This window comes from Pseudomonas sp. M1, assembly GCF_022760135.1.
Taxonomy (GTDB): Bacteria; Pseudomonadota; Gammaproteobacteria; order Pseudomonadales; family Pseudomonadaceae; genus Pseudomonas; species Pseudomonas citronellolis.
The window spans coordinates 6,488,818-6,512,650 of record NZ_CP094343.1 but is presented as its reverse complement, the minus strand read 5'-3'; the positions used below and the strand labels follow the sequence as shown (position 1 = coordinate 6,512,650).

Genomic DNA, 23,833 nt, shown 5'->3' with positions numbered 1-23,833 from the left:
GCGGGCTGCCGATGGTCAGGATAGAGCAGGAAAGGGGCTCGGGCTTACAGCTGGGCGAAGGTGCCTTGTCCCTTGGCGACCAGCTTGTCGCCCTGGAGCACGTCGGCCTCCACCACCAGCGTGCGGCGCCCGGCGTGCAGGACCTTGGCCACGCAGCGCACCTCGCCCTCGGCGACTGCGCGTATGTAGTTGATCTTGCATTCCAGGGTGACGCTCTGGCGGTCGAAGCCATGGGCGCTGGAGCAGGCCAGGCCCATGGTCACGTCCATCAGCGAGAAGATCGCCCCGCCGTGCATCACATTGCCGCGGTTGCGCAGGTGCTCGGCCATCTTCAGGCTCACTTCGGCCTCGCCATCGCCCAGGCGCACCGGCTCAAGGCCGATGTTCTCGCTGAAGGCGCTGATCATGACGTCGCGGCTGGGCATCTCGCTCATGGGGCTTCCCTACTTCTTCTTCAGTTGCTTGGCATTGGCGAACAGCGCGGCCATGGCGTTGTTCGCCGGGGCCTTCTCCTGCTGCCGCGGGGCGCTGCGCTCGCCACGCTGGCCGCCGTTGCCACGGCCGCCGCCGCGCGGGCCCTCGACCTTCTCGCCGGGGGTGTCGCCCATGCGCATGGACAGGCCGACGCGGTTGCGCGGGATGTCCACTTCCATGACCTTGACCTTGACGATGTCGCCGGCCTTGACCACTTCGTACGGGTCCTTGACGAACTTCTCCGACAGCGCCGAGATGTGCACCAGGCCGTCCTGGTGCACGCCGATGTCGACGAAGGCACCGAAGTTGGTGACGTTGGTCACCACGCCTTCGAGCACCATGCCCGGCTTGAGGTCCTTGAGGCTCTCGACGCCGTCCTGGAACTCGGCGGTCTTGAACTCCGGGCGCGGGTCGCGGCCGGGCTTGTCGAGTTCCTTGAGGATGTCGGTGACGGTGGGCAGGCCGAACTGCTCGTCGGTGAACTTCTTCGGGTCCAGGCGCTTGAGGAAGGCCGAGTCGCCGATCAGCGAGCGGATGTCGCGGCCGGTGTCGGCGGCGATGCGCTGCACCAGCGGGTAGGTCTCCGGGTGCACCGCGGAGGCGTCCAGCGGGTTGTCGCCGTTCATCACGCGGAGGAAGCCGGCGGCCTGCTCGAAGGTCTTCTCGCCCAGGCGGCTGACCTTCTTCAGGTCGTCGCGGGACTTGAAGGCGCCGTTGGCGTCGCGGTGCGCCACGATGTTCTGCGCCAGGGTGCTGTTGAGGCCGGAGATGCGCGCCAACAGGGCGGCGGAGGCGGTGTTGACGTCCACGCCCACGGCGTTCACGCAGTCTTCCACCACCGCGTCCAGGCTGCGCGCCAGCTGCAGCTGGGACACGTCATGCTGGTACTGGCCGACGCCGATGGACTTGGGCTCGATCTTCACCAGCTCGGCCAGCGGGTCCTGCAGGCGGCGGGCGATGGAGACGGCGCCGCGCAGCGACACGTCGAGGTCGGGGAATTCCCGGGCGGCCAGCTCGGAGGCCGAGTACACCGAGGCGCCGGCCTCGCTGACCATGATCTTGGTGCACTTGAGCGCCGGGTATTTCCTGATCAGCTCGGCGGCCAGCTTGTCGGTCTCGCGGCTGGCGGTGCCGTTGCCGATGGCGATCAGCTCGACCTGGTGCTTGGCGCACAGCGCGGCGAGCACGGCGATGGTCTGGTCCCACTGGTTCTTCGGCGCGTGGGGGTAGACGGTGGCGGTGTCCAGCAGCTTGCCGGTGGCGTCGACCACGGCCACCTTCACGCCGGTGCGCAGGCCAGGGTCCAGGCCCAGGGTGGCGCGCGGGCCGGCCGGGGCGGCCAGCAGCAGGTCGTGCAGGTTGCGGGCGAAGACGTTGATCGCCTCGGCGTCGGCGCCTTCGCGCAGCTCGCCCAGCAGGTCGGTCTCCAGGTGGGTGTAGAGCTTGACCTTCCAGGTCCAGCGCACCACCTCGCCCAGCCACTTGTCGGCGGCGCGGCCCTGGTTGGAGATGCCGAAGCGCTCGGCGATCATCGCTTCGCACGGGTGGCTGGTGCCCGGCAGCTCCTCGCCGACCTTCAGCGCCACGCTCAGCACGCCTTCGTTGCGCCCGCGGAAGATCGCCAGGGCGCGGTGCGAGGGCGCGCCCTTGAAGGGCTCGTCGTGCTCGAAGTAGTCGCTGAACTTGGCGCCTTCGGTTTCTTTGCCCGGCACCAGGCGGGCGGTGAGGGTGGCGTTGTCCTTGAGGAACACGCGCAGGCGGTCGAGCAGGGTGGCGTCCTCGGCGAAGCGCTCCATGAGGATGTACTTGGCGCCTTCGAGCACGGCCTTTATGTCGGCGAAGCCCTTCTCGGCGTCGACGAAACGCGCGGCTTCGGTCTCCGGGGTCAGCGTCGGGTCGGCGAACAGCGCGTCGGCCAGCTCGCCCAGGCCGGCCTCCAGGGCGATCTGGCCCTTGGTGCGGCGCTTCTGCTTGTACGGCAGGTAGAGGTCTTCCAGGCGCGTCTTGGTGTCGGCCAGCTTGATCTCGCGGGCCAGCTCGGGGGTCAGCTTGCCCTGCTCCTCGATGCTGGCGAGGATGCTGGCGCGGCGCTCGTCCAGCTCGCGCAGGTAGCGCAGGCGCTCTTCCAGCAGGCGCAGCTGGGTGTCGTCGAGGCTGCCGGTCACTTCTTTGCGGTAACGGGCGATGAAGGGGACAGTGCTGCCTTCGTCGAGCAGGGCCACGGCGGCGGCCACCTGCTGCGGTTGAACACGGCCGGAGGGCAGTGCGGAGAGCTCTTCGGCGATACGGGTGTTGATGCTGTCCATGAATCCACCTGGTGAAACCAACGAGAATACGGGGTGTGGCGCTAGCGCCGGCCGGCTCGCTCGGGCGTCCGGCAGGCGTCTATGACAACGCCCCGCCGCAAAAGCGCCGCATTATACCCAGGCAAAATCGCGCGAGAGGGCGGTCGGTCGGGGAAAAATCTGCTAACAATGGACAATCCGTGGCCAACCGAGGCTGGGCGATAATTGCCGGCCTGACCCGAACCTGGAGTTTCTATGTCGAACCCGTCCACCCTGCCCGAAGGTGAAAAGATCCTCATCGTCGACGACGACGCCCGCCTGCGCCGCCTGCTGGAGCGCTTCCTCGACGAGCAGGGCTACCGCGTGCGCGCCGTGGAGAACACCGAGCAGATGGACCGCCTGCTGGCCCGCGAGCTGTTCCAGCTGGTGGTGCTCGACCTGATGATGCCCGGCGAAGACGGCCTCTCGGCGTGCAAGCGCCTGCGCGAGGCGAACAACCAGATCCCGATCATCATGCTCACCGCCAAGGGCGACGAGTCCAGCCGCATCCAGGGCCTGGAGCTGGGCGCCGACGACTACCTGGCCAAGCCGTTCAACCCGCGCGAGCTGCTGGCGCGGATCAAGGCCGTGCTGCGCCGCCAGGCGCCGCTGGTGCCGGGCGCCCCGGCCGGCGAGGACGAGGTGGTCACCTTCGGCGACTACGAGCTGTACCTGGCCACCCGCGAGCTGAAGAAGAGCGGCGGCGAGGTGCACATGCTCACCACCGGCGAGTTCGCCGTGCTCAAGGCGCTGGTGCAGCACGCCCGCGAGCCGCTGACCCGCGACAAGCTGATGAACCTGGCCCGCGGCCGCGAGTGGGACGCCCTGGAGCGCTCCATCGACGTGCAGATCTCGCGCCTGCGCCGGCTGATCGAGCCCGACCCGTCCAAGCCGCGCTACATCCAGACGGTGTGGGGCGTGGGCTACGTGTTCGTGCCGGACGGTAATGCCCGCAAATGATCCTCCTGTAGGCGCGAGCCCGCTCGCGAACCGACTCCGCAATGGGGCGGGTTCGCGAGCAAGCTCGCTCCTACGTTCCGTGCTCTGTGGTAGTTCATCTTGAAAACCCCGCCCTGGTTCCCGCAAAGCTTCTTCGCCCGCACCCTCTGGCTGGTGCTCATCGTCGTGCTCTTCTCCAAGGCGCTGACGCTGGTCTACCTGCTGATGAACGAGGACATGCTGGTCGACCGCCAGTACAGCCACGGCGCGGCACTGACCGTGCGCGCCTACTGGGCCGCCGACGAGCGCTCGCGCGAGGCCATCGCCAAATCCGCCGGGCTGGCCTGGGTGCCCCACGAGAACGGCCAGCCGGAAGAACAGCACTGGCCCTACAGCGGTATCTTCCAGCGGCAGATGCGCACCGAGCTGGGCCCGGACACCGAGACGCGCCTGCGCATCCACCACCCGTCCATGCTCTGGGTCCACGCGCCCAACCTGGGCGACGGCTGGCTGGGCGTGCCGCTGTACCCGCACCCGCTGCGCGGCCAGCAGATCTGGAGCGTGCTCGGCTGGTTCCTCGGCATCGGCCTGCTGTCCACCGCCGCGGCCTGGATCTTCGTGCGCCTGCTCGGCCAGCCGCTCAAGCGCCTGGTGGTGGCCTCGCGGGAGTTCGGCAAGGGCCGCAGCGTGCGCCTGCCGCTGGGGCAGGACACCCCCAGCGAAATGGCCGAGGTATACCGCGCCTTCAACCAGATGGCCGACGACGTCGAACAGGCGGCGCGCGAGCGCGAGCTGATGCTGGCCGGGGTGTCCCACGACCTGCGCACGCCGCTGACGCGCCTGCGCCTGTCCCTGGAACTGATGCCTGAAACCGAGCGCGAGATGGTCGAGGACATGGTCCGCGACATCGAGGACATGGACCAGATCCTCGACCAGTTCCTCGCCTTCATCCGCGACGGCCGCGACGAGCCGGTGGAGGCGGGCGACCTCAACGAACTGACCCGCGAGGTGGTGGCGCCCTACAACCAGGGCGAGGAGCACGTGCGCCTGAGCCTGCAGCCGCTGCCGCCGTTCCCGCTGCGCCGGGTATCGATGAAGCGCCTGCTCGGCAACCTGATCGGCAACGCCCTCAACCACGGCGGCGGCAACGTCGAGGTGGCCAGCCACCTGGCCGGCGGCGACGGCGCGCCCTACGTGGTGCTGAGCGTGCTGGACCGCGGCGCCGGCATCGACCCGCAGGAGCTGGACAGCATCTTCAACCCCTTCATCCGCGGCGACAAAGCCCGCGGCGGCAAGGGCACCGGCCTGGGCCTGGCCATCGTCAAGCGCATCGCCGCGCAGCACGGCGGCAGCGTGGAACTGCGCAACCGCGAGGGTGGCGGGGTGGAGGCGCGGGTGTGCCTGCCGCTGGGGTTGATGTTGCCGCGGGGGGCTTCCTGAGCGGCGGTATCCCCGACGGGTGTAGGAGCGGGCCCTGCCCGCGATTCGCGCGCAGGGCGCGCTCCTACAGGGTGGCTGCTACGTAGGGCTTGGGGCTAGTCCGTGCCGAGAGAGGTGATGGTTTCAGCCGGAAACCGCTGGCGCTGCCGGCTGACTTAGGAGTACCCAAGCGCTCCGAACGGTCCCCTCTCCCTTCAGGGCGGGGCGCGCAGCCGAGGGTTAGGGAGAGGGCGCTCTAGAGTTCAGCTCCAGAGTCTCGAGCAAGCACCGTCCGCGATCTGTTGATCCTGACGCCGGCACTACCAGCTCAACCCCTTGGTATCCAACCGCCCCACCTTCCCATAAGGCCACGCCCGGTTCTGCGCCCCATGCCCGCTCGGTAGCCCGTGGTACAGCGGCACCCCCAGCGGCCTCAGGTACTCCACGAAAATCTCTTCCAGGCTATGCGCCACGTTCTTGCGCGGGCAGTCGGTGAAGGTGCCCAGCACCACCGCGCCCAGGCTCTGCGCATCGATGCTGTTGAGCAACTGCCAAAGGCTGCGCTCCAGGCGGTAATAAGGCTCGCCCACATCCTCCAGCACCAAGATGGCGCCGGCCGGGGCGTGCAGTGCGGCTACCGTACCTGCGGTGCTGGCCAGGGCAGTGAGGTTGCCGCCGATCAACTCGCCTTCCACGACCTTTTTCGGGCCGCTCAGATGAGTACAGGGCAGGTGACGCTCCTCGCCAGCCAGCAGGCGGCTGACCGAGGCCAGCGAGGCCAGGCGCTCGCGCTGTTCGCTGGGCGCGCTCAGCGGCTGCAGGCCGAGGGCGCTGGCCACCGGGCCGTGGATCGCTGGCAGGCCGTGGCGGTGGAAGGCGCTGAGCAGGATGGAGATGTCGGAAAAGCCGATCAGCGGCCGCTGTGAGGCCGCCCGCAGCCGCGCCCAGTCCAGCCCGGGCACCAGCTGGGCGCAGCCGTAGCCGCCGCGCAGGCACCAGACGGCGCTCACGTCCGGCAGCTCGAAGGCCCGGTGGAAGTCCTCCAGGCGCTGTTCGGCGCTGCCGGCCAGGTAGCGGTAGCGGGCTTCGGCGTGCTCGCCCAGGTGGTAGTCGATGCCCAGCACCTCCAGTTGGCGCAGGGTGGCCTCGAAGACCTCCTCGGCGATGGAGGAGGCCGGGGCGACCAGGGCGATGCGGCCTTCGAAGGGCGACCAGGTCAGGTCGGAGGGGCGGGGGGATTTGGGCATGGGCTTATTCGTGAGCGGGCGGGAGTTCGATGTGCTTCATGGTGATCCTGCGTAGACATCCCTGTCGGGGCATCGTGCCCGTCGGCACCCCCAGCCCGGCCATCCATGGCCGGTCGTTCGTCGGCGCGACGCATGCGTCGCGTACGTGCCTCCTCACCCCTTGCCCTTAGTCCTGACCATATGCGGCCCGGCATTCTTCTCCAGGTACTCGATGATCACCCCGGCGATGTCCTTGTTGGTGGTGGTCTCGATGCCTTCCAGGCCCGGCGAGGAGTTAACTTCCATCACCAGCGCGCCGTGGTGCGAGCGTAGGATGTCCACGCCGGCCACCTTCAGGCCCATGATCCGCGCTGCGCGGATCGCCGTCATGCGCTCCTCGGGGGTGATCTTGATCAGGCTGGCGCTGCCGCCGCGGTGCAGGTTGGAGCGGAACTCGCCGGGCGCGGCCTGGCGCCGCATCGAGGCGATCACCTTGTCGCCCACCACGAAGCAGCGGATGTCGGCGCCGCCGGCTTCCTTTATGTATTCCTGCACCATGATGTTGTGCTTCAGCCCCATGAAGGCCTCCAGCACCGACTCGGCGGCCTTCTGCGTCTCGGCCAGGACCACGCCGACGCCTTGGGTGCCTTCCAGCAGCTTGATCACCAGGGGCGCGCCGCCGACCATCTGGATCAGGTCCGGCACGTCGTCCGGAGAGTGGGCGAAGCCGGTGATCGGCAGGCCGATGCCCTTGCGCGAGAGCAACTGCAGCGAGCGCAGCTTGTCGCGGGAGCGGGCGATGGCCACCGATTCGTTGAGCGGGAACACGCCCATCATCTCGAACTGGCGCAGCACCGCGCAGCCGTAGAAGGTGACCGAGGCGCCGATGCGCGGGATCACCGCGTCGAAGCCTTCCAGCGGCTGGCCGCGATAGTGGATCTGCGGCTTGTGGCTGGCGATGTTCATGTAGGCACGCAGGGTGTCTATCACCACCATTTCATGCCCGCGTTGTTGCCCGGCCTCCACCAGCCGACGGGTGGAATACAGGCGCGGGTTGCGCGACAGCACGGCGATTTTCATTGGGCACCTGAAAGGGCGGGGGTAACCATGATGAGGGGTTTGTCCTGGACGTAGGTCAGCGCCGGGTTGACTACCAACTGGCCCTGGACCAGCGCCTTGGAGCCCAGCAGCACGCGGTAGCGCATGGTCTTGCGGCAGGCCAGGGTGAATTCCACCGCCCAGGCGCGGTCGCCCAGCGCCAGGGTGGTGCGGATCACGTAGCGCGTCTGGGCCTGGCCGTTGGAGCTGCGGATGGTCTTCATCGTCACCAGCGGCGCCTCGCAGCGGTGGCGGCGCTGCACCTGGGTGCCCAGGTGGGCGGTGAAGCGCACCCAGTCGCGGCCGTCACGCTGGAAGGTGGCGATGTCGCTGGCGTGCAGGCTGGAGGTGCTGGCGCCGGTGTCGATCTTCGCGCGCAGGCCGACGATGCCCAGGTCGGGAAGGGCGATCCATTCGCGCAGGCCGATCACTGACAGGTGGTCGAATGTCTTCAAAAGGAGCCATCCCAGGGTTTTGCGGCATTCTAGCAGGGCCATCGGCGCCCGCCAGGGGCCTGCCGGGAACGCCGGGCCGAGGGTAGACTGGCCAGGTTGCAGAAGTGTGGATGAGGCCGTGAGCGAGAAAGACGACGACAGGGTACGCCTGGACAAGTGGCTGTGGGCTGCGCGTTTCTACAAGACCCGAGGCCTGGCCAAGGCGGCCATCGAGGGTGGCAAGGTGCATTGCCGGGGCGAGCGCTGCAAGCCGAGCAAGGAGCCGAAGGTCGGCGAGGAATATGTGCTGCGCACCGGGTTCGACGAGCGCACCGTGGTGGTCAAGGCGCTGTCGGGCGTGCGCCGCGGCGCGCCGGAGGCGCAGCTGCTCTACGAGGAAACCGCCGAGAGCGTGAAGCGCCGCGAGGACGCGGCGGCCATGCGCAAGGCCGGCGCCCTGGGCGTGCAGACCGACGGCCGGCCGAGCAAGAAGCAGCGCCGCCAACTGCTGCACTTCCTCGACGACCAGGAATAACGGAAACCCCCGCCGTGGCGTAATGCTGTTCACTTAAGAAAGGATGCTGTTTCTTTGCCTGGGGGAAATGGGATTTTCATATGGCTGGGACTATGGCTTGGCTTGGCTTGCGAGCGCGGAAACCCAGTTGCCTCGGCTTGGGTGTTTCTGCGCCGCACCGAGTCTGCCCGGCCGTCTTGTTTCGCCCCCTCGGGCGAGTCCCTTTTGTCAATCGCCACAAAAGGAACCAAAAAGGCTTGCCCCGACATACGGGCCCGATGGAGCCGGGCTACCCTCGCGAACTCCCCCGCCACGGAGGCCCGCCCCGAGGGTACGTCCCTGTAGCCCATCGGGGCTCTCGCGACATCCATGTCGCATGACCTCCTGAGCGCCGGTTTCGCTCGGCCTGCTGAAGGGGCGTTTCGGAGTGCGCGGATGTTTCTCTGGAAGTCTCAAGAGCAAAAGCCAGAGCGAATGCGCTTTGGCTTTTCGTAGGAGCGAGCTTGCTCGCGAACCCAGGGTTCGCGTTCTCGGGAATGACGAGAAGAGGTGGGCGTTCCGGGATGACGCCGAACTCCCCGCACGCTCCGAATAGCCCCCTCTCCCTTTGGGAGAGGGCTGGGGTGAGGGAGCGAGGCCAGGCTGGTGCACCTTCGCTGAACCACCACATATCGCTTAAGTGAACAGCATTACCGCCGTGGCGGGGGTTCCGGAGGGCGCCTCAGGCGGCGATCACGCTCAGGCGGTTGAGCAGCGGCACCTTCGCCAGCACGGCGAACAGCGGCTCGGTCAGGCGCACCAGGCCGGCGCTGGCCCAGGCGGCGAACGGGGTGAAGCAGCTCCAGGCCAGGGCCAGCAGGGCCATCTGCACGCCGCCTATATAGTCGTCCTGGCCCCAGTGGGCGCCGGCCACCAGACGCGGCAGCATGAACAGCAGGGCCAGGGCCCAGACCACCAGCCACTGCACGGCATTGCGGGCGAACAGGCTGAGGAACAGCGCCCACACCAGCAGCACCGAGGCGTGGTCGCCGGGGAAGCTGCGCGCCGACTCGTCCTTCACCTCGAAGAGGGTGTCCTGCCAGCTACGGAAGAAGTCTTCCAGGCGCACGGCGTCCGGGGCGACGGCGGAGATGCTGGCGTGCTGCCAGCCCAGGTGGTGGGCGATCTTGGCATAGAGGGTGCGGACGACCATCAGCACCACCATGGTCACCACCAGGCCGAAGGTCGCAGCGCGCACCTGGCCGGCCTTGAAGATCCAGTCGCCGCGGATCAGCAGCAGGAGCAGGATGACGCCGACCAGAATGTCGAACGGCCGGGTGCTGGCCACCGCCCAGACGTTGCGCCAGGCCTCGTTGGTCGCCAGCGGCGCGTTGAGGGCGTGGAACAGGCTGAAGTCGAAGAAGTCGATGGCGGCGCGGGTCGGCGTCCACAGCCAGAGCAGCAGCAGGACCAGGGCCAGCGCATGGCAGGCGATGAACGGGCGCCACGACCAGGTGGCTTGGAACGGCGAAGCTTTCTCCATAGAATCGATTCCCCCTTACTGAACCGGGCGGCTGTCGCAAAGCGCGCTTTATAGGCCTTTGCCATCAGCTTGTCATGTATTTGTGCCTCAGCCAGCGTTGTGCCCAGCATGTCCCAGATCGATCAAAGTCAGCGTTTCCTCTTCGACAACACCGACGTTCGCGGTGAAATGGTGGCGCTCGAACGCAGTTTCGCCGAAGTGCTGGCCAAGCACCCCTACCCGCAGCCGGTGGCCCAGTTGCTGGGCGAGATGCTCGCCGCCGCGGCGCTGCTGTGCGGCACCCTGAAGTTCGACGGCCTGCTGGTGCTGCAGGCGCGCTCCAGCGGCGCCGTGCCGCTGCTCATGGTGGAATGCTCCAGCGACCGCGAAGTGCGCGGCCTGGCCCGCTACGACGCCGAGGCCATCCGCGACAGCGCCGGCCTGCTCGACCTGATGCCCGACGGCGTGCTGACCATGACCGTGGACCCGAAGAACGGCCAGCGCTACCAGGGCATAGTGCCGCTGGAGGGCGCCTGCCTGGCGGACTGCCTGTCGTCCTACTTCGCCACCTCCGAGCAGCTGCCCACGCGCTTCTGGCTGGGCGCCGACGGCCGCCATGCCCGCGGCCTGCTGCTGCAGCAACTGCCCGCCGACCGCCTGAAGGACGCCGAGGACCGCGAGGCCAGCTGGCAGCACCTGACCACCCTGGCCGACACCCTCAACGTCGAGGAATTGCTGGGCCTGGACAACGAGACCCTGCTGCACCGCCTGTACCACGAGGAAGCGGTGCGCCTGTTCGAGCCGCAGCCGCTGGTGTTCCGCTGCAGCTGCTCGCGGGAGCGCTCGGCCAACGCCCTGGTCAGCCTCGGCAAGGAAGACGCCGAGCGCCTGCTGGGCGAGCTGGGCGGCGAGATCACCGTCGACTGCCAGTTCTGCAACCAGCGCTACGCCTTCGACGGCAGCGACATCGCCCAGCTGTTCGCCGGCGGCGGCAGCGCGGCACCGTCACAAACCCGCCATTGATCGGCGCTATCGGGGCGATAGCCGAACCATTGACGCCCTCGCCGGATCAGAGGCTGCACGAGAACCGTTCTTTTCTGGCATAATCCCGCGACTTTTTTCCGCTGTAGTGGGAATTAGAAGTCACTACGCAATGTTTGGAGGACTCGGCTCCGGCCGATGGGGACCCACATGACGCAAGCCAACAAAGCCGTGTACACCGATATCAGCGTTGCCCAACTGGTCGAGGAAGCCATTCGCCGCGGCGAAGGTCGCCTGGCCGACAACGGCTCGCTGGTGGTGGAAACCGGCCACCGCACCGGCCGCTCGCCTGCCGACCGCTTCATCGTCGAAGAGCCCGGCAGCAAGGACTCCATCGCCTGGGGCGCGATCAACCGCCCGTTCCCGGCCGACAAGTTCGACGCCCTCTGGGAGCGCGTCCAGGCCTTCAACGACGCCCAGGACCACTTCGTTTCCCACGTGCATGTAGGTTCGGCCGCCGATCACTACCTGCCGGTCAAGATGACCACCGCCACCGCCTGGCAGAACCTGTTCGGCCGTCAGCTGTTCATCAACCCGGAAACCTACAACCCGGCCGGCCGCGACGAGTGGCAGGTGCTGAACGTGGCCAACTTCGAGTGCGTGCCCGAGCGCGACGGCACCAACTCCGACGGCTGCGTCATCCTCAACTTCGCCCAGAAGAAAGTGCTGATCGCCGGCATGCGCTACGCCGGTGAAATGAAGAAGGCCATGTTCTCGGTGCAGAACTACCTGCTGCCGGAGAAGGACGTGCTGCCGATGCACTGCGCCGCCAACATCGGCGAAGCGGGCGACGTGACCCTGTTCTTCGGCCTGTCCGGCACCGGCAAGACCACCCTGTCGGCCGACGAAAGCCGTTACCTGATCGGTGACGACGAGCACGGCTGGGGCGAAGGCGTCGTCTTCAACATCGAAGGCGGCTGCTACGCCAAGTGCATCGACCTGTCCGAGAAGAACGAGCCGGTCATCTGGAAGGCCATCAAGTTCGGCGCCGTGCTGGAGAACGTGGTTCTCGACGACGCGCGCGTCCCGGACTACGCCGACGACCGCCTGACCCAGAACTCCCGCGCGGCCTACCCGCTGGAGCACGTCGAGAAGCGTTCGGAAGCCAACCTGGGCGGCGAGCCCAACGCGGTGATCTTCCTGACCTGCGACCTGACCGGCGTACTGCCGCCGGTGTCGATCCTGAACAACGAGCAGGCGGCCTACCACTTCCTCTCCGGCTACACCGCGCTGGTCGGTTCCACCGAAATGGGTTCGGGCGGCGGCATCAAGTCGACCTTCTCCACCTGCTTCGGCGCGCCCTTCTTCCCGCGCCCGGCCGGCGTCTACGCCGAGCTGCTGATCAAGCGCATCAAGGCCTTCGGCTCCAAGGTGTACCTGGTCAACACCGGCTGGACCGGCGGTGGCTACGGCGTCGGCAAGCGCTTCAACATCCCGACCACCCGTGGCGTGATCGCTGCCATCCAGAGCGGCGCGCTGGTCGGCGCCGAGACCGAGCACCTGGACATCATCAACCTGGACGTGCCCAAGGCCGTCCCGGGCGTCGAGACCAACCTGCTCAACCCGCGCAACACCTGGGCTGACAAGGCCGCCTACGACGAAGCCGCCAAGGGCCTGGCCAGCAAGTTCATCGAGAACTTCAAGAAGTTCGAAGTGAGCGAAGCCATCAAGAACGCCGGCCCGCAGCTGTAAGCGCGCCCGTTCGCCGAAAGAGCCGCCTCCGGGCGGCTTTTTCATTGGCCGACCCCTGTGGGAGCTTGTCCGCGATAGCCGGGCGTATTGGCGGGCTTCGCGGATAAGATCCGCTCCTACGAGGGAGGAATGCCGTGCTCCCCGGCAACCTGTAGGAGCGGGCCCTGCCCGCGATTCGCGCGTAGGGCGCGCTCCTACAGGGGAATGGCGTGGGTGGGGCAGCGTAGGAGCGGATCTTATCCGCGATCGCGGACAAGGTCCGCGCCTACGGGGCTACCTTAGGAGCGTACTTTCCGCTGAACCGGAATCGGCTCGTTCGCGAGCAAGCCCGCTCCTACAATGGCTGCCCCTAGCATGGCGTTTCCACCCATGACCGGTAAGGGAGATACCCGCATGCACGACACCCTCGAACGCGTCTTCGGTTTCCGCCAGTTCCGCCCCGGCCAGGAGGCGGCGGTCAGCGCCGTGCTGGCCGGGCGCTCGGCGGCGGCGATCTTCCCCACCGGCTCGGGCAAGTCGCTGTGCTACCAGTTGCCGGCGCTGCTGCTGCCGCACCTGACCCTGGTGGTGTCGCCGCTGCTGGCGCTGATGCAGGACCAGCTGGCCTTCCTCGCCCGCCACGGTATCGCCGCCGCCAGCATCGACTCGGCGCAGAGCCGCGAACAGGTGGCGCAGACCATGGCCCGCGCCCGCAGCGGCGAGCTGAAGGTGCTGATGATTTCCGTGGAGCGCCTGAAGAACGAACGCTTCCGCAACTTCATCGGCGAAGTGCCGATCTCCCTGCTGGTGGTCGACGAGGCCCACTGCATCTCCGAATGGGGCCACAACTTCCGCCCCGACTACCTGAAGCTGCCGGCCTACCAGAAACAGTTCCGCATCCCCCAGGTGCTGCTGCTGACCGCCACCGCGACGCCGGCGGTGATCGCCGACATGCGCGCCAAGTTCGCCATCGCCGAGGCCGACGTGGTCACCACCGGCTTCTACCGCGCCAACCTGAACCTGCAGGTGGAGCCGGTGGCCAGCGCCGCCAAGCGCGCCCGCCTGGTGGAGTGGCTGGGCGCGCGGGCCGGGCAGCCGAGCATCGTCTACGTGACCCAGCAGAAGACCGCCGAGGACATCGCCGCGCACCTTTCCGAGCGCGGCATCCCGGCCCGCGCCTACCACGCCGGCATGGACCACGCCGAGCGCGAGGCCATCCAGCAGCGCTTCATGGCCGGCGCGCTGAACTGCATTGTCGCGACCATCGCCTTCGGCATGGGCATCGACAAGAGCGACATCCGCAACGTGGTGCACTTCGACCTGCCCAAGTCGGTGGAGAACTACAGCCAGGAGATCGGTCGCGCCGGGCGCGACGGCCAGCCCTCGGACTGCCTGGTGCTGGCCAACCGCGACAGCCTCAGCGTGCTGGAGAACTTCGTCTACGGCGACACCCCCGAGCGCGAGGGCATCCGCAGCGTGCTGGCGGAAATCGCCGCGGCGCCCAACGGCCAGTGGGAGCTGATGCTGACCGCGCTGTCGGACCAGTCGAACATCCGCCAGCTGCCGCTCAAGACGCTGCTGGTGCAGCTGGAGCTGCGCGGCATCATCGCCCCGCGCTTCGCCTATTTCGCCGAGTACCGCTTCAAGAACCTCATCGAGCCGGATGCCCTGCTGGGCCACTTCGAAGGCGAGCGGCGGCAGTTCGTCGAGGCCATCCTCAGTACCTCGGCGCGGGCGCGCACCTGGTCGACCCTCGACTTCGACGCCCTCTACCAGCGCCACGGCGCCGAGCGCGCGCGGGTGGTCAAGGCCCTGGACTACTTCCAGGAGCGCGGCTGGATCGAGCTGGAAAGCAAGCAGATGACCGAGGTCTACGCGGTGCGCGAGGCGGGCTTCGACATGGATGCGCTCAGCGACGAGCTGTACGCCTACTTCAAGCGCCACGAGGCCAGCGAGATCGCGCGCATCGGCGCCATGCTGGAGCTGTTCGCCAGCGACCAGTGCCTGAGCCGGCGCCTGGCCCGCTACTTCGGCGACGCGCGGGCGCCGGAGCATTGCGGGCACTGCTCGGTCTGCGCCGGTCGCGTCGCCCACCTGCCGGAGCCGCCGGCCCTGCCGCCGCTGGACGGGCAGACGCTGCAGAGCCGCTGCGCCGCCTTCCTCGACAAGTACCAGGGCGCCCGCGGCATGCCGCCCAGCGCCGACTGCGTGACGCGCTTCCTCTGCGGCATCAGCGTGCCGGCCTTCACCCGCCTGCGGGCGCGCACGCTGCCGGGCTACGCGGCGCTGGAGGACTACCCCTACGCCCAGGTGCGCGCCTGGGTGATGGCGCAGCTGGCGCAAGGGTAACGCCGCGGCGGCTCCACCCATCCTAGGGTGGGGCGCCGGCCGGCGGCGGCCCTTGTAGGGTACGGGGGAGGAAATTCCTCCTAGACTCAGCAAGGCGTTGCCCGCCACCGGCCGAGGAGCCCCCATGTCTGTCGAGCACCTGGATGTCCTGATCGTCGGCGCCGGCCTGTCCGGTATCGGCGCCGCGTATCACCTGATGAAGCACTGCCCGGGCAAGACCTTCGCCCTGCTCGAGGGCCGCGAGGCCATGGGCGGCACCTGGGACCTGTTCCGCTACCCGGGCATCCGCTCCGATTCGGACATGTACACCCTGGGCTACAACTTCAAGCCCTGGACCGACGCCAAGGCCATCGCCGACGGCCCCTCGATCCGCCACTACATCGAGGAGACCGCGCAGGAAAACGGCATCGACCGCAAGATCCGCTACCGCCACCGCGTGCTCAAGGCCGACTGGAACAGCGACAGCGCGCGCTGGCTGCTGACCGTGCAACGCGGCGACGAGCCGGAACCGGTGCGCATGAGCGCGCAGTTCCTGCTGATGTGCACCGGCTACTACCGCTACGAGGCCGGCTACACCCCGGAATTCAAGGGCCGCGACAGTTTCCGCGGGCAGATCATCCACCCGCAGCTGTGGCCGGAAGGCTTCGACTACGCCGACAAGCGCGTGGTGGTCATCGGCAGCGGCGCCACCGCCGTGACCCTGGTGCCCTCGCTGACCGACAAGGCGCGCCACGTCACCATGCTGCAGCGTTCGCCGTCCTACGTGATCAGCCTGCCGCAGAAGGACCCGATCTCCAACTTCCTGCGCCGCTTCCTCCCCGAGACCTGGGTGTACCGCCAGGCGCGGGCGCGCAACGTGACCATGCAGATGGTCTTCTTCCTGTTCGCCAAGACCTTCCCCAACCTGGCGCGCAAGGCCCTGCTGGGGCTGGCCAGGCACCAACTGGGCAAGGACTTCGACATGCGCCACTTCAGCCCGCGCTACAAGCCGTGGGACGAGCGCGTGTGCTGCGTGCCCGACGGCGACCTGTTCAAGGCGCTGCGCAAGGGCAAGGCCTCGGTGGTCACCGAGCACATCGACGGCTTCTGCGAGAAGGGCATCCGCCTGAAGTCCGGGCAGGTGCTGGAGGCCGACGTCATCGTCACCGCCACCGGCCTGGACCTGGTGATGTTCGGCGGCGCGGAGCTGGCGGTGGACGGCAAGCCGTTCCAGGTCAACCAGAGCATGGGCTACCGCGGCATCATGCTGCGCGATTTGCCCAACCTGGCCGCGGTGGTCGGCTACACCAACGCCAGCTGGACGCTCAAGGCGGACCTCTCCAGCGAGTACTTCTGCCGCCTGATCAACCACATGGATGCCATCGGCATGCGCCAGTGCACGCCGCGCGCCGGCGCCGGCCAGGTGAAGGAGGAGCCCTTCCTCAACCTCAACTCCGGCTACATCCAGCGCGCCGCCGACAAGATGCCCAAGCAGGGCGACCGCACGCCCTGGAAGCTCTACCAGAACTACGCCCTGGACCTGGCGCTGCTGCGCCACGGCAAGGTGGAGGACGGCTACCTGACCTTCACCTCGCCGCGCTCCCGGCAGGGCGACGAGGCCTCGTTGCAGGCAGTGTAGCGATTCGATGATTCCTATCGGGAAAACCGCGGCAAGCCTGCGCCCGGGCGGTTTACCATGGCGGGCATTTTTCGCCGTCAACGAAAGGAGTCCCCATGCATATCGACGAAGCCATCCGCAGCCGCCGCGCGGTCAAGGGCTACGACCCGGCCTTCACTCTCAGCCGCGAAGAGAAGGACGAGCTGCTGCAGCTGGCCATGCTCGCGCCCTCGGCCTTCAACCTGCAGCACGTGCGCCTGGTCGAGGTCAGCGACGCGCAACTGCGCGCGCACATCCGCGAAGTGGCCTGGGGCCAGGCCCAGGTGACCGACGCCTCGATGCTGGTGGTGGTCTGCGCCCAGCTCGACAGCTGGGAGAAGAACGCCCGCCGCGTCTGGGAAGGCGCGCCCCAGGAGGTGCAGGACTACATGGCCGGCGCCATCGACACCTACTACCGCGGTAAGCCCCAGGTGCAGCGCGACGAGACCATGCGCAGCTGCGGCCTGATGGCCCAGACGCTGATGCTCGCCGCCCGCGGCAAGGGCCTGGATTCCTGCCCCATGGACGGCTTCGACTTCGACGCCGTGGCCAAGCTGATCAACCTGCCGGAGAACCACGTGATCGGCCTGATGGTCGCCGTCGGCAAGCAGGCCGTGGCGCCCAAGCCGCGGGTGGGCAAGCTGGCGCTGGACGAGGTGGTGATTCGCGATCGGTTCTGAGGTTTGCCGATGGCCAATGAACGCGCCCTCGGGCGCGTTCTGCTTTTCGTGGGGGCGAGGGGGACGCCTCGCGGACGGTACGGTTCCAGGAGGCACCCGTAGGATGGGTTGAGCGAAGCGATACCCATCACCGTGACCGCATGGGTTTCGCAAGCTCAACCCATCCTACGAAAAGCATCTCGGCGCAGGGCCTACGGCCTCGGCGCCGCCTCCTGCATCCGCCCCAGCAGCCACTGCAACGCCACGTCGCGCTCGCGCTGGGCCAGGTACACCAGCTCCAGGTGGAACTGCCCGACGTCGAAGGGCAGCTCCAGCACCTGCAGCGGCAGCAGCCTGGCGAAGTATTCGGCCAGGCGCGTCGGCAGCACCGTCAGCAGGTCGGTGCCGGCCACCAGTTGCGCGGCCTGCAGGTAGTTGGGGGTGACGTAGGCGATCTGCCGCTTCAGGCCCTGGCTGGCCAGCCACTGGTCGACCATGCCCTTGGTCTGCCCGCCGGACACCCACAGGTGGCGCTCGTTCAGGAAGCCGTCGAGGTCCAGCGGGCCGTTCACCCGCGGATGCCCGCGGCGCGCCAGCAGGCGCAGCGTCTCGCTGGCCCAGGGGCGGCGGGCGAAGCGCGCCGGGATGTCCTCGAAGCGGCCCAGCACCAGGTCCAGGTGGCCCTTGTCCAGCGCCTCCACCGGCAGGCTCGGGGCCAGGTGGCGCACGTCCAGGGCCACGCCCGGCGCCTCCGTGCCCAGGCGCTGCAGCAGCGCCGGCATGCACAGCAACTCGGCGTAGTCGGTCAGCGCCAGGGTGAAGCGCTGGCGGCTGCGCGCCGGGTCGAAGCGCTCGGTGCCGCTGAGGCTGTGGAGGATGCGCTGCAGCGACTCGCGGATCGGCGCCTCCAGCTCCAGGGCCCGCGGCGTGGGCTGCATGCTGCGGCCGATGCGCACCAGCAAGGGGTCGTCGAGCAACTCGCGCAGGCGGCCCAGGGCGTTGCTCACCGCCGGCTGGCTCAGGGCCAGGCGCTCGGCGGCGCGGGAAACGCTGCGCTCGCGCAACAAGGCGTCGAAGACACGCAGCAGGTTCAGGTCGAAGGTATTTATATTCATTAGCTAAATACTGCGCATCACAAGACTAAATTTCAAAAATAATCCGATCTTCCCTAAGGTGACTGTCACTTTTTTGCTCGAACGCCCGTTTGATAACAAGAGGAAGACCATGAGCCAGATCCCCCCGATTCGCAGCGCCGCGGTGATAGGCGCCGGCACCATGGGCCGCGGCATCGTCATGTGCCTGGCCAACGCCGGCGTGCAGGTGCAGTGGCTGGACAACAATCCGCAGATGCTGCTGCAGGCCCAGGGCGCGGTGGCCGACACCTACGCCCACAACGTGCGCCAGGGGCGGATCGACGAGATGGAGGCGGCGGCCCGGCGGGCGCGCATCTCGCCTGTGGACAACTACACAGCGATCCGCGAAGCGGACCTGGTGATCGAGGCGGTCTACGAGAACCTGGAGCTCAAGCAGGCGATCTTCCGCGAGCTGGACGCGGCGCTGAAGCCCGCGGCGATCCTCGCCAGCAATACTTCCTACCTTGATGTCGACGCCATCGCCGCCGTGACCCAGCGTCCGTCGCAGGTGCTCGGCCTGCACTTCTTCAGCCCGGCGCACATCATGAAGCTGCTGGAGATCGTGCGCGGCGCGAAAACCGCGCCCGCCGTGCTGGAAGCCGCCCTGGAGCTGGGCCGGCGCATGGGCAAGGTCAGCGTGGTGGCCGGCAACTGCCACGGCTTCATCGGCAACCGCATGCTGGAGAAGTACGTGCAGGAGTCGCGCCGGCTGATCCTCGAAGGCTCGCTGCCCTACCAGGTGGATGCCGCGCTGCAAGGCTTCGGCTTCGCCATGGGCCCGTTCCGCATGTTCGACGTGGTCGGCATCGACCTCGAATGGCGCGCCCGCGAGCTGGCCGGCAAGGGCCAGGATGCGCCCACCGTGCAGGTGGACAACCGCCTCTGTGGGATAGGCCGCTTCGGCCAGAAGAGCGGCAACGGCTTCTACCACTACGAACCCGGCAGCCGCCAGGCCGAGCACGACCCCGAGGTCGACGCCCTGGTGCTGCGCGAGTCCGAGCGCCTGGGCTACGCGCGCCGCGATATCGGCCCGGAGGAAATCCTCGAGCGCTGCCTGCTGGCGCTGGTCAACGAAGGCGCGAAAATCCTCGACGAAGGCATCGCCAGCCGCAGCGCCGACATCGACACCGTCTACCTCAACGGCTACGGCTTCCCCGCCGACAAGGGCGGGCCCATGGCCTGGGCCGACGCCCAGGGCCTGCCGAGCATCCTCGCGCGCCTGCGCGACCTCGCCGGGCAGCACGGCGCGCACTGGCAGCCGGCCGCGCTGATCGAGCGCCTGGCCGCCAGCGGCGGGCGCTTCGCCGACGTCCACAAGGAGCACCACGCATGAGCTACCAGGCGCCCCTGCGCGACATGCGCTTCGTCCTCCACGAACTCTTCGACGCGACCGCTCACTGCGCGCTGCTGGGCAACGGCCTGGACCGCGAGCTGATCGACGGCGTGCTGGAAGAGGGCGCGCGCTACACCGGCGAGGTGGTGGCGCCGCTGAACCGCAACAGCGACGAGCAGGGCGCGACCCTCCACGACGGCGCGGTGACCACCCCCGACGGCTTCCGCGAAGCCTACAAACAGTACTGCGACAATGGCTGGGCGAGCATGACCGGCCCGCTCGAGTTCGGCGGCCAGGGCTTCCCGCAGCTGGTGGCGGCGAACTTCCACGAGATGCTGATGGCCGCCTCGCTGTCCTTCCGCGTCTATTCCGGGCTCACCGAGGGCGCCGTGCTGGCGCTGTACAAGCACGGCAGCGCCGAGCTGCAGCGCGACTACCTGGCGAAGATGGTCAGCGGCGTGTGGACCGGCACCATGTGCCTCACCGAGCCCCAGGCCGGCACCGACCTGGCGCTGCTGCGCACCCGCGCCGAGCCCCGGGCCGACGGCAGCTACGCGGTCAGCGGCAGCAAGATTTTCATCAGCGGCGGCGAGCAGGACCTGTCGGAGAACATCGTCCACCTGGTGCTGGCGCGCCTGCCGGACGCCCCGGCCGGGGTGAAGGGCATCAGCCTGTTCCTGGTGCCGAAATTCATCGCCAACCCCGACGGTACGCCCGGTGCGCGCAACGCGCTGAGCTGCGGCGCCATCGAGCACAAGATGGGCATCAAGGGCGCCTCCACCTGCGTGATGAACTTCGACGGCGCCAGCGGCTGGCTGCTGGGCGAGGCCAACCAGGGCCTGGCCTGCATGTTCACCATGATGAACGACGCACGCTTCCAGGTCGGCCTGCAGGGCCTGGGCATCGCCGAGCGCAGCTTCCAGGGCGCCTTGAGCTACGCCCGCGAGCGCCTGCAATCGCGCGCGCTGACGGGACCTGCGCAGCCGCAGAAGGCCGCCGACCCGATCATCAATCACCCCGACGTGCGGCGCATGCTGCTGACGCAGAAGACCCTCACCGAGGGCAGCCGCATGCTCGCCGCGCTCTGCGCCCGCGAGCTGGACCTGGAGCACGGCCACCCCGAGGCCGAGGGCCGCAAGGCCGCGGCGAAGCGCGCGGCGCTGCTGATCCCGCTGGTGAAGTCCTTCTTCACCGACATGGGCCAGGAAGTCGCCAGCCTTGGCGTGCAGGTATACGGCGGCCACGGCTACATCCGCGAATGGGGCATGGAGCAGCTGATGCGCGACAGCCGCATCACGCAGATATACGAAGGCACCAACGGCATCCAGGCGCTGGACCTGATCCGCCGCAAGCTGCTGGGCGACGGCGGCGCCGAGATGGCCGCGCTGCAGGCCGACCTGGCGGAAACCTGCACCGCGCTGGCCGCCCACGCCGAGCTGGAACCCATGGCCGCGGTGGTGCGCGAGCGCATCCAGGAATGGCGCGGGCTGACCGCCGACGTGCTGGCCGCCACCCGCCGCGATGCGCAGGAGATCGGCGCCATGTCGGTGGACTACCTGCAGTACAGCGCCTACGTGCTGCTCGCCGGGCTCTGGCTGCGCGCTGCCGGTACCGCCCAGGCAGCGCTGGACGCCGGCAGCGGCGAGGGCGACTTCTACCGCGCCAAGCTGGCCAGCGCCGACTTCTACCTGCGGCGCATCCTGCCGCGCGCCAGCATGCACCGCGAGGCCCTGCTGGGCGGCGCCGGCTGCCTGATGGCGCTGGACGAGGCGCACTTCGCCTTCTGATGGCCGGGCGGCCGCCCCGGCTCGCCCGGGGTGGCCGCCATGGCGGGCCGGGTTAAACTTGCATCGATTCAGCCCGATGACGAGAAACCACCCATGTACGAATGGCTCAACGCCCTGCCCAAGGCCGAACTGCACCTGCACCTGGAAGGGACCCTGGAGCCCGAACTGCTGTTCGCCCTGGCCGAACGCAACCGGGTGAAGCTGCCCTGGGCCGACGTCGAGACCCTGCGCAAGGCCTACGCCTTCAACAATCTGCAGGAATTCCTCGACCTCTACTACGCCGGCGCCGACGTGCTGCGCAGCGAGCAGGACTTCTACGACCTGACCTGGGCCTACCTGCTCAAGTGCAAGGCGCAGAACGTCATCCACGTCGAACCCTTCTTCGACCCGCAGACCCACACCGACCGCGGCATCCCCTTCGAGGTGGTGTTGCGTGGCATCCAGGGCGCGCTGAAGGACGGCGAGCAGCAGCTGGGCATCAGCCACGGCCTGATCCTCAGCTTCCTGCGCCACCTGTCCGAGGAAGAAGCCTTCAAGACCCTGGAACAGGCCATGCCCTTCCGCGACGCCTTCGTCGCCGTGGGCCTGGACAGCTCCGAAGTGGGCCACCCGCCGAGCAAGTTCCAGCGCGTGTTCGACCGCGCCCGCGCCGAGGGCCTGCTGACCGTGGCCCACGCCGGCGAGGAAGGCCCGCCGCAATACATCTGGGAAGCTCTGGACCTGCTCAAGGTCGAACGCATCGACCACGGCGTGCGCGCCATCGAGGACGAGCGGCTGATGCAGCGCATCATCGACGAGCAGATCCCGCTGACCGTCTGCCCGCTGTCCAACACCAAGCTGTGCGTGTTCGAGCACATGGGCCAGCACAACATCCTGGCGATGCTGGAGCGCGGGGTGAAGGTGACGGTGAACTCGGATGACCCGGCTTACTTCGGGGGGTATGTGACTGAGAATTTCCAGGCGTTGCACGAGCACCTGGGGATGACCAAGGAGCAGGCGCAGCGGTTGGCGCAGAACAGCCTGGATGCGCGGTTGGTGTAGGAGCGGGGGGACGCCTAGTTCTTGCTCGCGAACGGTGCCTCCCGGCCACGCTGTGCGTGAGGTCACCTCCGTCCCCTCTCCCCAGCCCTCTCCCTGAAGGGAGAGGGGGCCTGTCTGTGCCGAGAAAAGTGATGGTTTCCGCCGGAAACCTCTGCGCTAGCCGGCTAACGCCATAACATCAAACCCTGCCCAACGGTCCCCTCTCCCTTCAGGGAGAGGGTTAGGGAGAGGGCGCTCTACCCCCCAACACCCAAAGTCCCGAGCAAGCACCGTTCGCGAGCAAGCTCGCTCCTACGAAGAGCCCGTATCTACCCCCGCACACCGCAGAAAAGCCCCCAGGCAAGGGTTGTCGTTATGCGGACTCCACGCCACCCCATAGTCCACCAGTGGCGATGCCTCCAACGCCACGAACGCAGCACCGGGCAGCTGCATCTTGCGCATCGAGTCCGGCACCAGGGCCACGCCCAGGCCCTCGGCCACCAGGTTGACGATGGTCTGCTGCAGGTGCGGCTCCAGCTGGATGCGCGGTTCGAAGCCGCTGTCCCGGCAGCACTGCATCACCGCCTCGTGCAGCGCCGGCGCGGTGCTGTGGGGGAAGCTGATGAACGATTCCTGCGCCAGGTCCCCCGCTGCCATCTGAGCGCTCGCGGCTAGCGGGTGCGCGCTGGGCAGCACCGCGCACAGCGGCTCGCGCAATAGCGTGCGGTATTGCAGCTGGCCGCTCCCGTGGGCCGGGAAGGTCAGGGCGACGTCGGCCTCGCCGGCTTCCAGCGCCGGGCCGAGGTCGCGCGGCAATACTTCGTTGAGCACTACCTTCACCTGTGGATAAGCGTCGCTGTAGCGCTTGAGCAGGGTCGGCAGCAGCGTCCAGGCGGCGACCATGGTGAAGCTCAGGCGCAGTTCGCCGCGCTCGCCGCGGGCGCTGGCCTGGGCCGAGCGCACCGCCAGGTCGAGGCCGGCGAGCAGGCTCTTGCAGTGCTGCTGGAACTCGCGGCCGGCGGCGGTCAGTTCCACCGAGCGCGAGTGGCGGGCGAACAGCGGGGTGCCCAGCTCGGCCTCCAGCGCGGCTATCTGCCGGCTCAGCGGCGGCTGGGTCAGGTGCAGGGCCTCGGCGGCGCGGCCGAAGTGCAGGTGTTCGGCGAGGGCGAGGAAGTAGCGCAGCTGGCGCAATTCGATCATCGATGCGTTTCCGGAATCGATTGGGCTCGTAACAAGCATTGGACGGTATCGATGCGGCAATCCTATGCTCGCCAG

General features: G+C 68.1%; 19 protein-coding genes. 11 read left to right on the top strand and 8 right to left on the bottom strand.

Features of this window, described 5'->3' with window-relative positions; all coding sequences use genetic code 11:
• Positions 1-44 precede the first annotated feature (44 nt).
• Positions 45-434, bottom strand: coding sequence for a PaaI family thioesterase (locus PM1_RS28990; RefSeq protein ID WP_009614954.1), 390 nt, complete (start codon positions 432-434; stop codon positions 45-47).
• Positions 435-443: 9 nt separating this feature from the next.
• The gene (locus PM1_RS28985) at positions 444-2,780 is read right to left on the bottom strand and encodes a Tex family protein (RefSeq protein WP_009614956.1); all 2,337 of its coding nucleotides are present in this window, start codon (positions 2,778-2,780) and stop codon (positions 444-446) included.
• A 234-nt stretch (positions 2,781-3,014) separates the two neighbouring features.
• Here PM1_RS28985 and ompR point away from each other — a divergent pair, with 234 nt between their 5' ends.
• Both ompR and PM1_RS28975 read left to right on the top strand, forming a co-directional pair.
• Positions 3,015-3,758, top strand: a complete 744-nt coding sequence (ompR, locus tag PM1_RS28980) for an osmolarity response regulator transcription factor OmpR (RefSeq protein WP_009614957.1) — start codon at positions 3,015-3,017, stop codon at positions 3,756-3,758.
• Between the two features lie 99 nt (positions 3,759-3,857).
• Positions 3,858-5,177 (top strand): ATP-binding protein, encoded by a 1,320-nt coding sequence (locus tag PM1_RS28975; RefSeq protein WP_009614958.1) that lies wholly within the window; start codon positions 3,858-3,860, stop codon positions 5,175-5,177.
• Positions 5,178-5,476: 299 nt separating this feature from the next.
• Here the strand turns inward: PM1_RS28975 and PM1_RS28970 are convergent, their stop codons facing one another.
• From PM1_RS28970 to rimB, 3 genes are all read right to left on the bottom strand, one after another.
• Complete coding sequence (locus PM1_RS28970; protein ID WP_009614959.1) at positions 5,477-6,403, bottom strand: S66 peptidase family protein; 927 nt, start codon at positions 6,401-6,403, stop codon at positions 5,477-5,479.
• Positions 6,404-6,556: 153 nt separating this feature from the next.
• A complete protein-coding gene (rimK, locus tag PM1_RS28965) occupies positions 6,557-7,462 on the bottom strand; it encodes a 30S ribosomal protein S6--L-glutamate ligase (RefSeq protein WP_009614960.1) in 906 nt (301 codons plus the stop codon).
• Positions 7,459-7,935, bottom strand: coding sequence for a retropepsin-like aspartic endopeptidase RimB (gene rimB, locus PM1_RS28960; RefSeq protein ID WP_024128818.1), 477 nt, complete (start codon positions 7,933-7,935; stop codon positions 7,459-7,461). Before rimB ends, rimK begins: the two co-directional genes overlap by 4 nt.
• 118 nt (positions 7,936-8,053) lie before the next feature.
• On the opposite strand from rimB, the gene hslR reads away from it, so the two are divergent.
• Entirely contained in the window at positions 8,054-8,449 is a 396-nt protein-coding gene (hslR, locus tag PM1_RS28955) for a ribosome-associated heat shock protein Hsp15 (protein ID WP_009614968.1), read from the top strand.
• Between the two features lie 700 nt (positions 8,450-9,149).
• On the opposite strand, the gene PM1_RS28950 is transcribed toward hslR, so the two are convergent.
• Entirely contained in the window at positions 9,150-9,950 is an 801-nt protein-coding gene (locus PM1_RS28950; RefSeq protein ID WP_009614969.1) for a phosphatase PAP2 family protein, read from the bottom strand.
• A 108-nt stretch (positions 9,951-10,058) separates the two neighbouring features.
• On the opposite strand from PM1_RS28950, the gene hslO reads away from it, so the two are divergent.
• From hslO to PM1_RS28925, 5 genes are all read left to right on the top strand, one after another.
• Positions 10,059-10,952 carry an Hsp33 family molecular chaperone HslO gene (hslO, locus tag PM1_RS28945; RefSeq protein WP_009614970.1) on the top strand — a complete coding sequence of 298 codons (894 nt, stop codon included), beginning with the start codon at positions 10,059-10,061 and terminating at the stop codon, positions 10,950-10,952.
• Between the two features lie 168 nt (positions 10,953-11,120).
• The gene (locus PM1_RS28940; protein ID WP_009614971.1) at positions 11,121-12,662 is read left to right on the top strand and encodes a phosphoenolpyruvate carboxykinase; all 1,542 of its coding nucleotides are present in this window, start codon (positions 11,121-11,123) and stop codon (positions 12,660-12,662) included.
• 393 nt (positions 12,663-13,055) lie between these two features.
• A complete protein-coding gene (locus tag PM1_RS28935) occupies positions 13,056-14,990 on the top strand; it encodes a RecQ family ATP-dependent DNA helicase (protein WP_009614972.1) in 1,935 nt (644 codons plus the stop codon).
• Positions 14,991-15,114: 124 nt separating this feature from the next.
• A complete protein-coding gene (locus PM1_RS28930; protein ID WP_009614973.1) occupies positions 15,115-16,608 on the top strand; it encodes a flavin-containing monooxygenase in 1,494 nt (497 codons plus the stop codon).
• 95 nt (positions 16,609-16,703) lie between these two features.
• The gene (locus PM1_RS28925) at positions 16,704-17,306 is read left to right on the top strand and encodes a nitroreductase family protein (RefSeq protein ID WP_009614974.1); all 603 of its coding nucleotides are present in this window, start codon (positions 16,704-16,706) and stop codon (positions 17,304-17,306) included.
• 191 nt (positions 17,307-17,497) lie between these two features.
• Here PM1_RS28925 and PM1_RS28920 read toward each other — a convergent pair whose 3' ends face one another.
• Entirely contained in the window at positions 17,498-18,400 is a 903-nt protein-coding gene (locus PM1_RS28920) for a LysR family transcriptional regulator (RefSeq protein WP_009614975.1), read from the bottom strand.
• A gap of 109 nt (positions 18,401-18,509) precedes the next feature.
• Here PM1_RS28920 and PM1_RS28915 point away from each other — a divergent pair, with 109 nt between their 5' ends.
• The 3 genes from PM1_RS28915 to PM1_RS28905 all read left to right on the top strand — a co-directional run bounded on the left by PM1_RS28915 (position 18,510) and on the right by PM1_RS28905 (position 22,579).
• Entirely contained in the window at positions 18,510-19,751 is a 1,242-nt protein-coding gene (locus tag PM1_RS28915) for a 3-hydroxyacyl-CoA dehydrogenase (RefSeq protein WP_009614977.1), read from the top strand.
• A complete protein-coding gene (locus PM1_RS28910) occupies positions 19,748-21,538 on the top strand; it encodes an acyl-CoA dehydrogenase C-terminal domain-containing protein (protein ID WP_009614979.1) in 1,791 nt (596 codons plus the stop codon). The genes PM1_RS28915 and PM1_RS28910 overlap by 4 nt, the downstream gene beginning before the upstream one ends.
• A gap of 93 nt (positions 21,539-21,631) precedes the next feature.
• Positions 21,632-22,579 carry an adenosine deaminase gene (locus PM1_RS28905; RefSeq protein WP_009614980.1) on the top strand — a complete coding sequence of 316 codons (948 nt, stop codon included), beginning with the start codon at positions 21,632-21,634 and terminating at the stop codon, positions 22,577-22,579.
• Positions 22,580-22,870: 291 nt separating this feature from the next.
• Here PM1_RS28905 and PM1_RS28900 read toward each other — a convergent pair whose 3' ends face one another.
• The gene (locus PM1_RS28900) at positions 22,871-23,758 is read right to left on the bottom strand and encodes a LysR substrate-binding domain-containing protein (protein ID WP_009614982.1); all 888 of its coding nucleotides are present in this window, start codon (positions 23,756-23,758) and stop codon (positions 22,871-22,873) included.
• Positions 23,759-23,833: the final 75 nt, after the last annotated feature.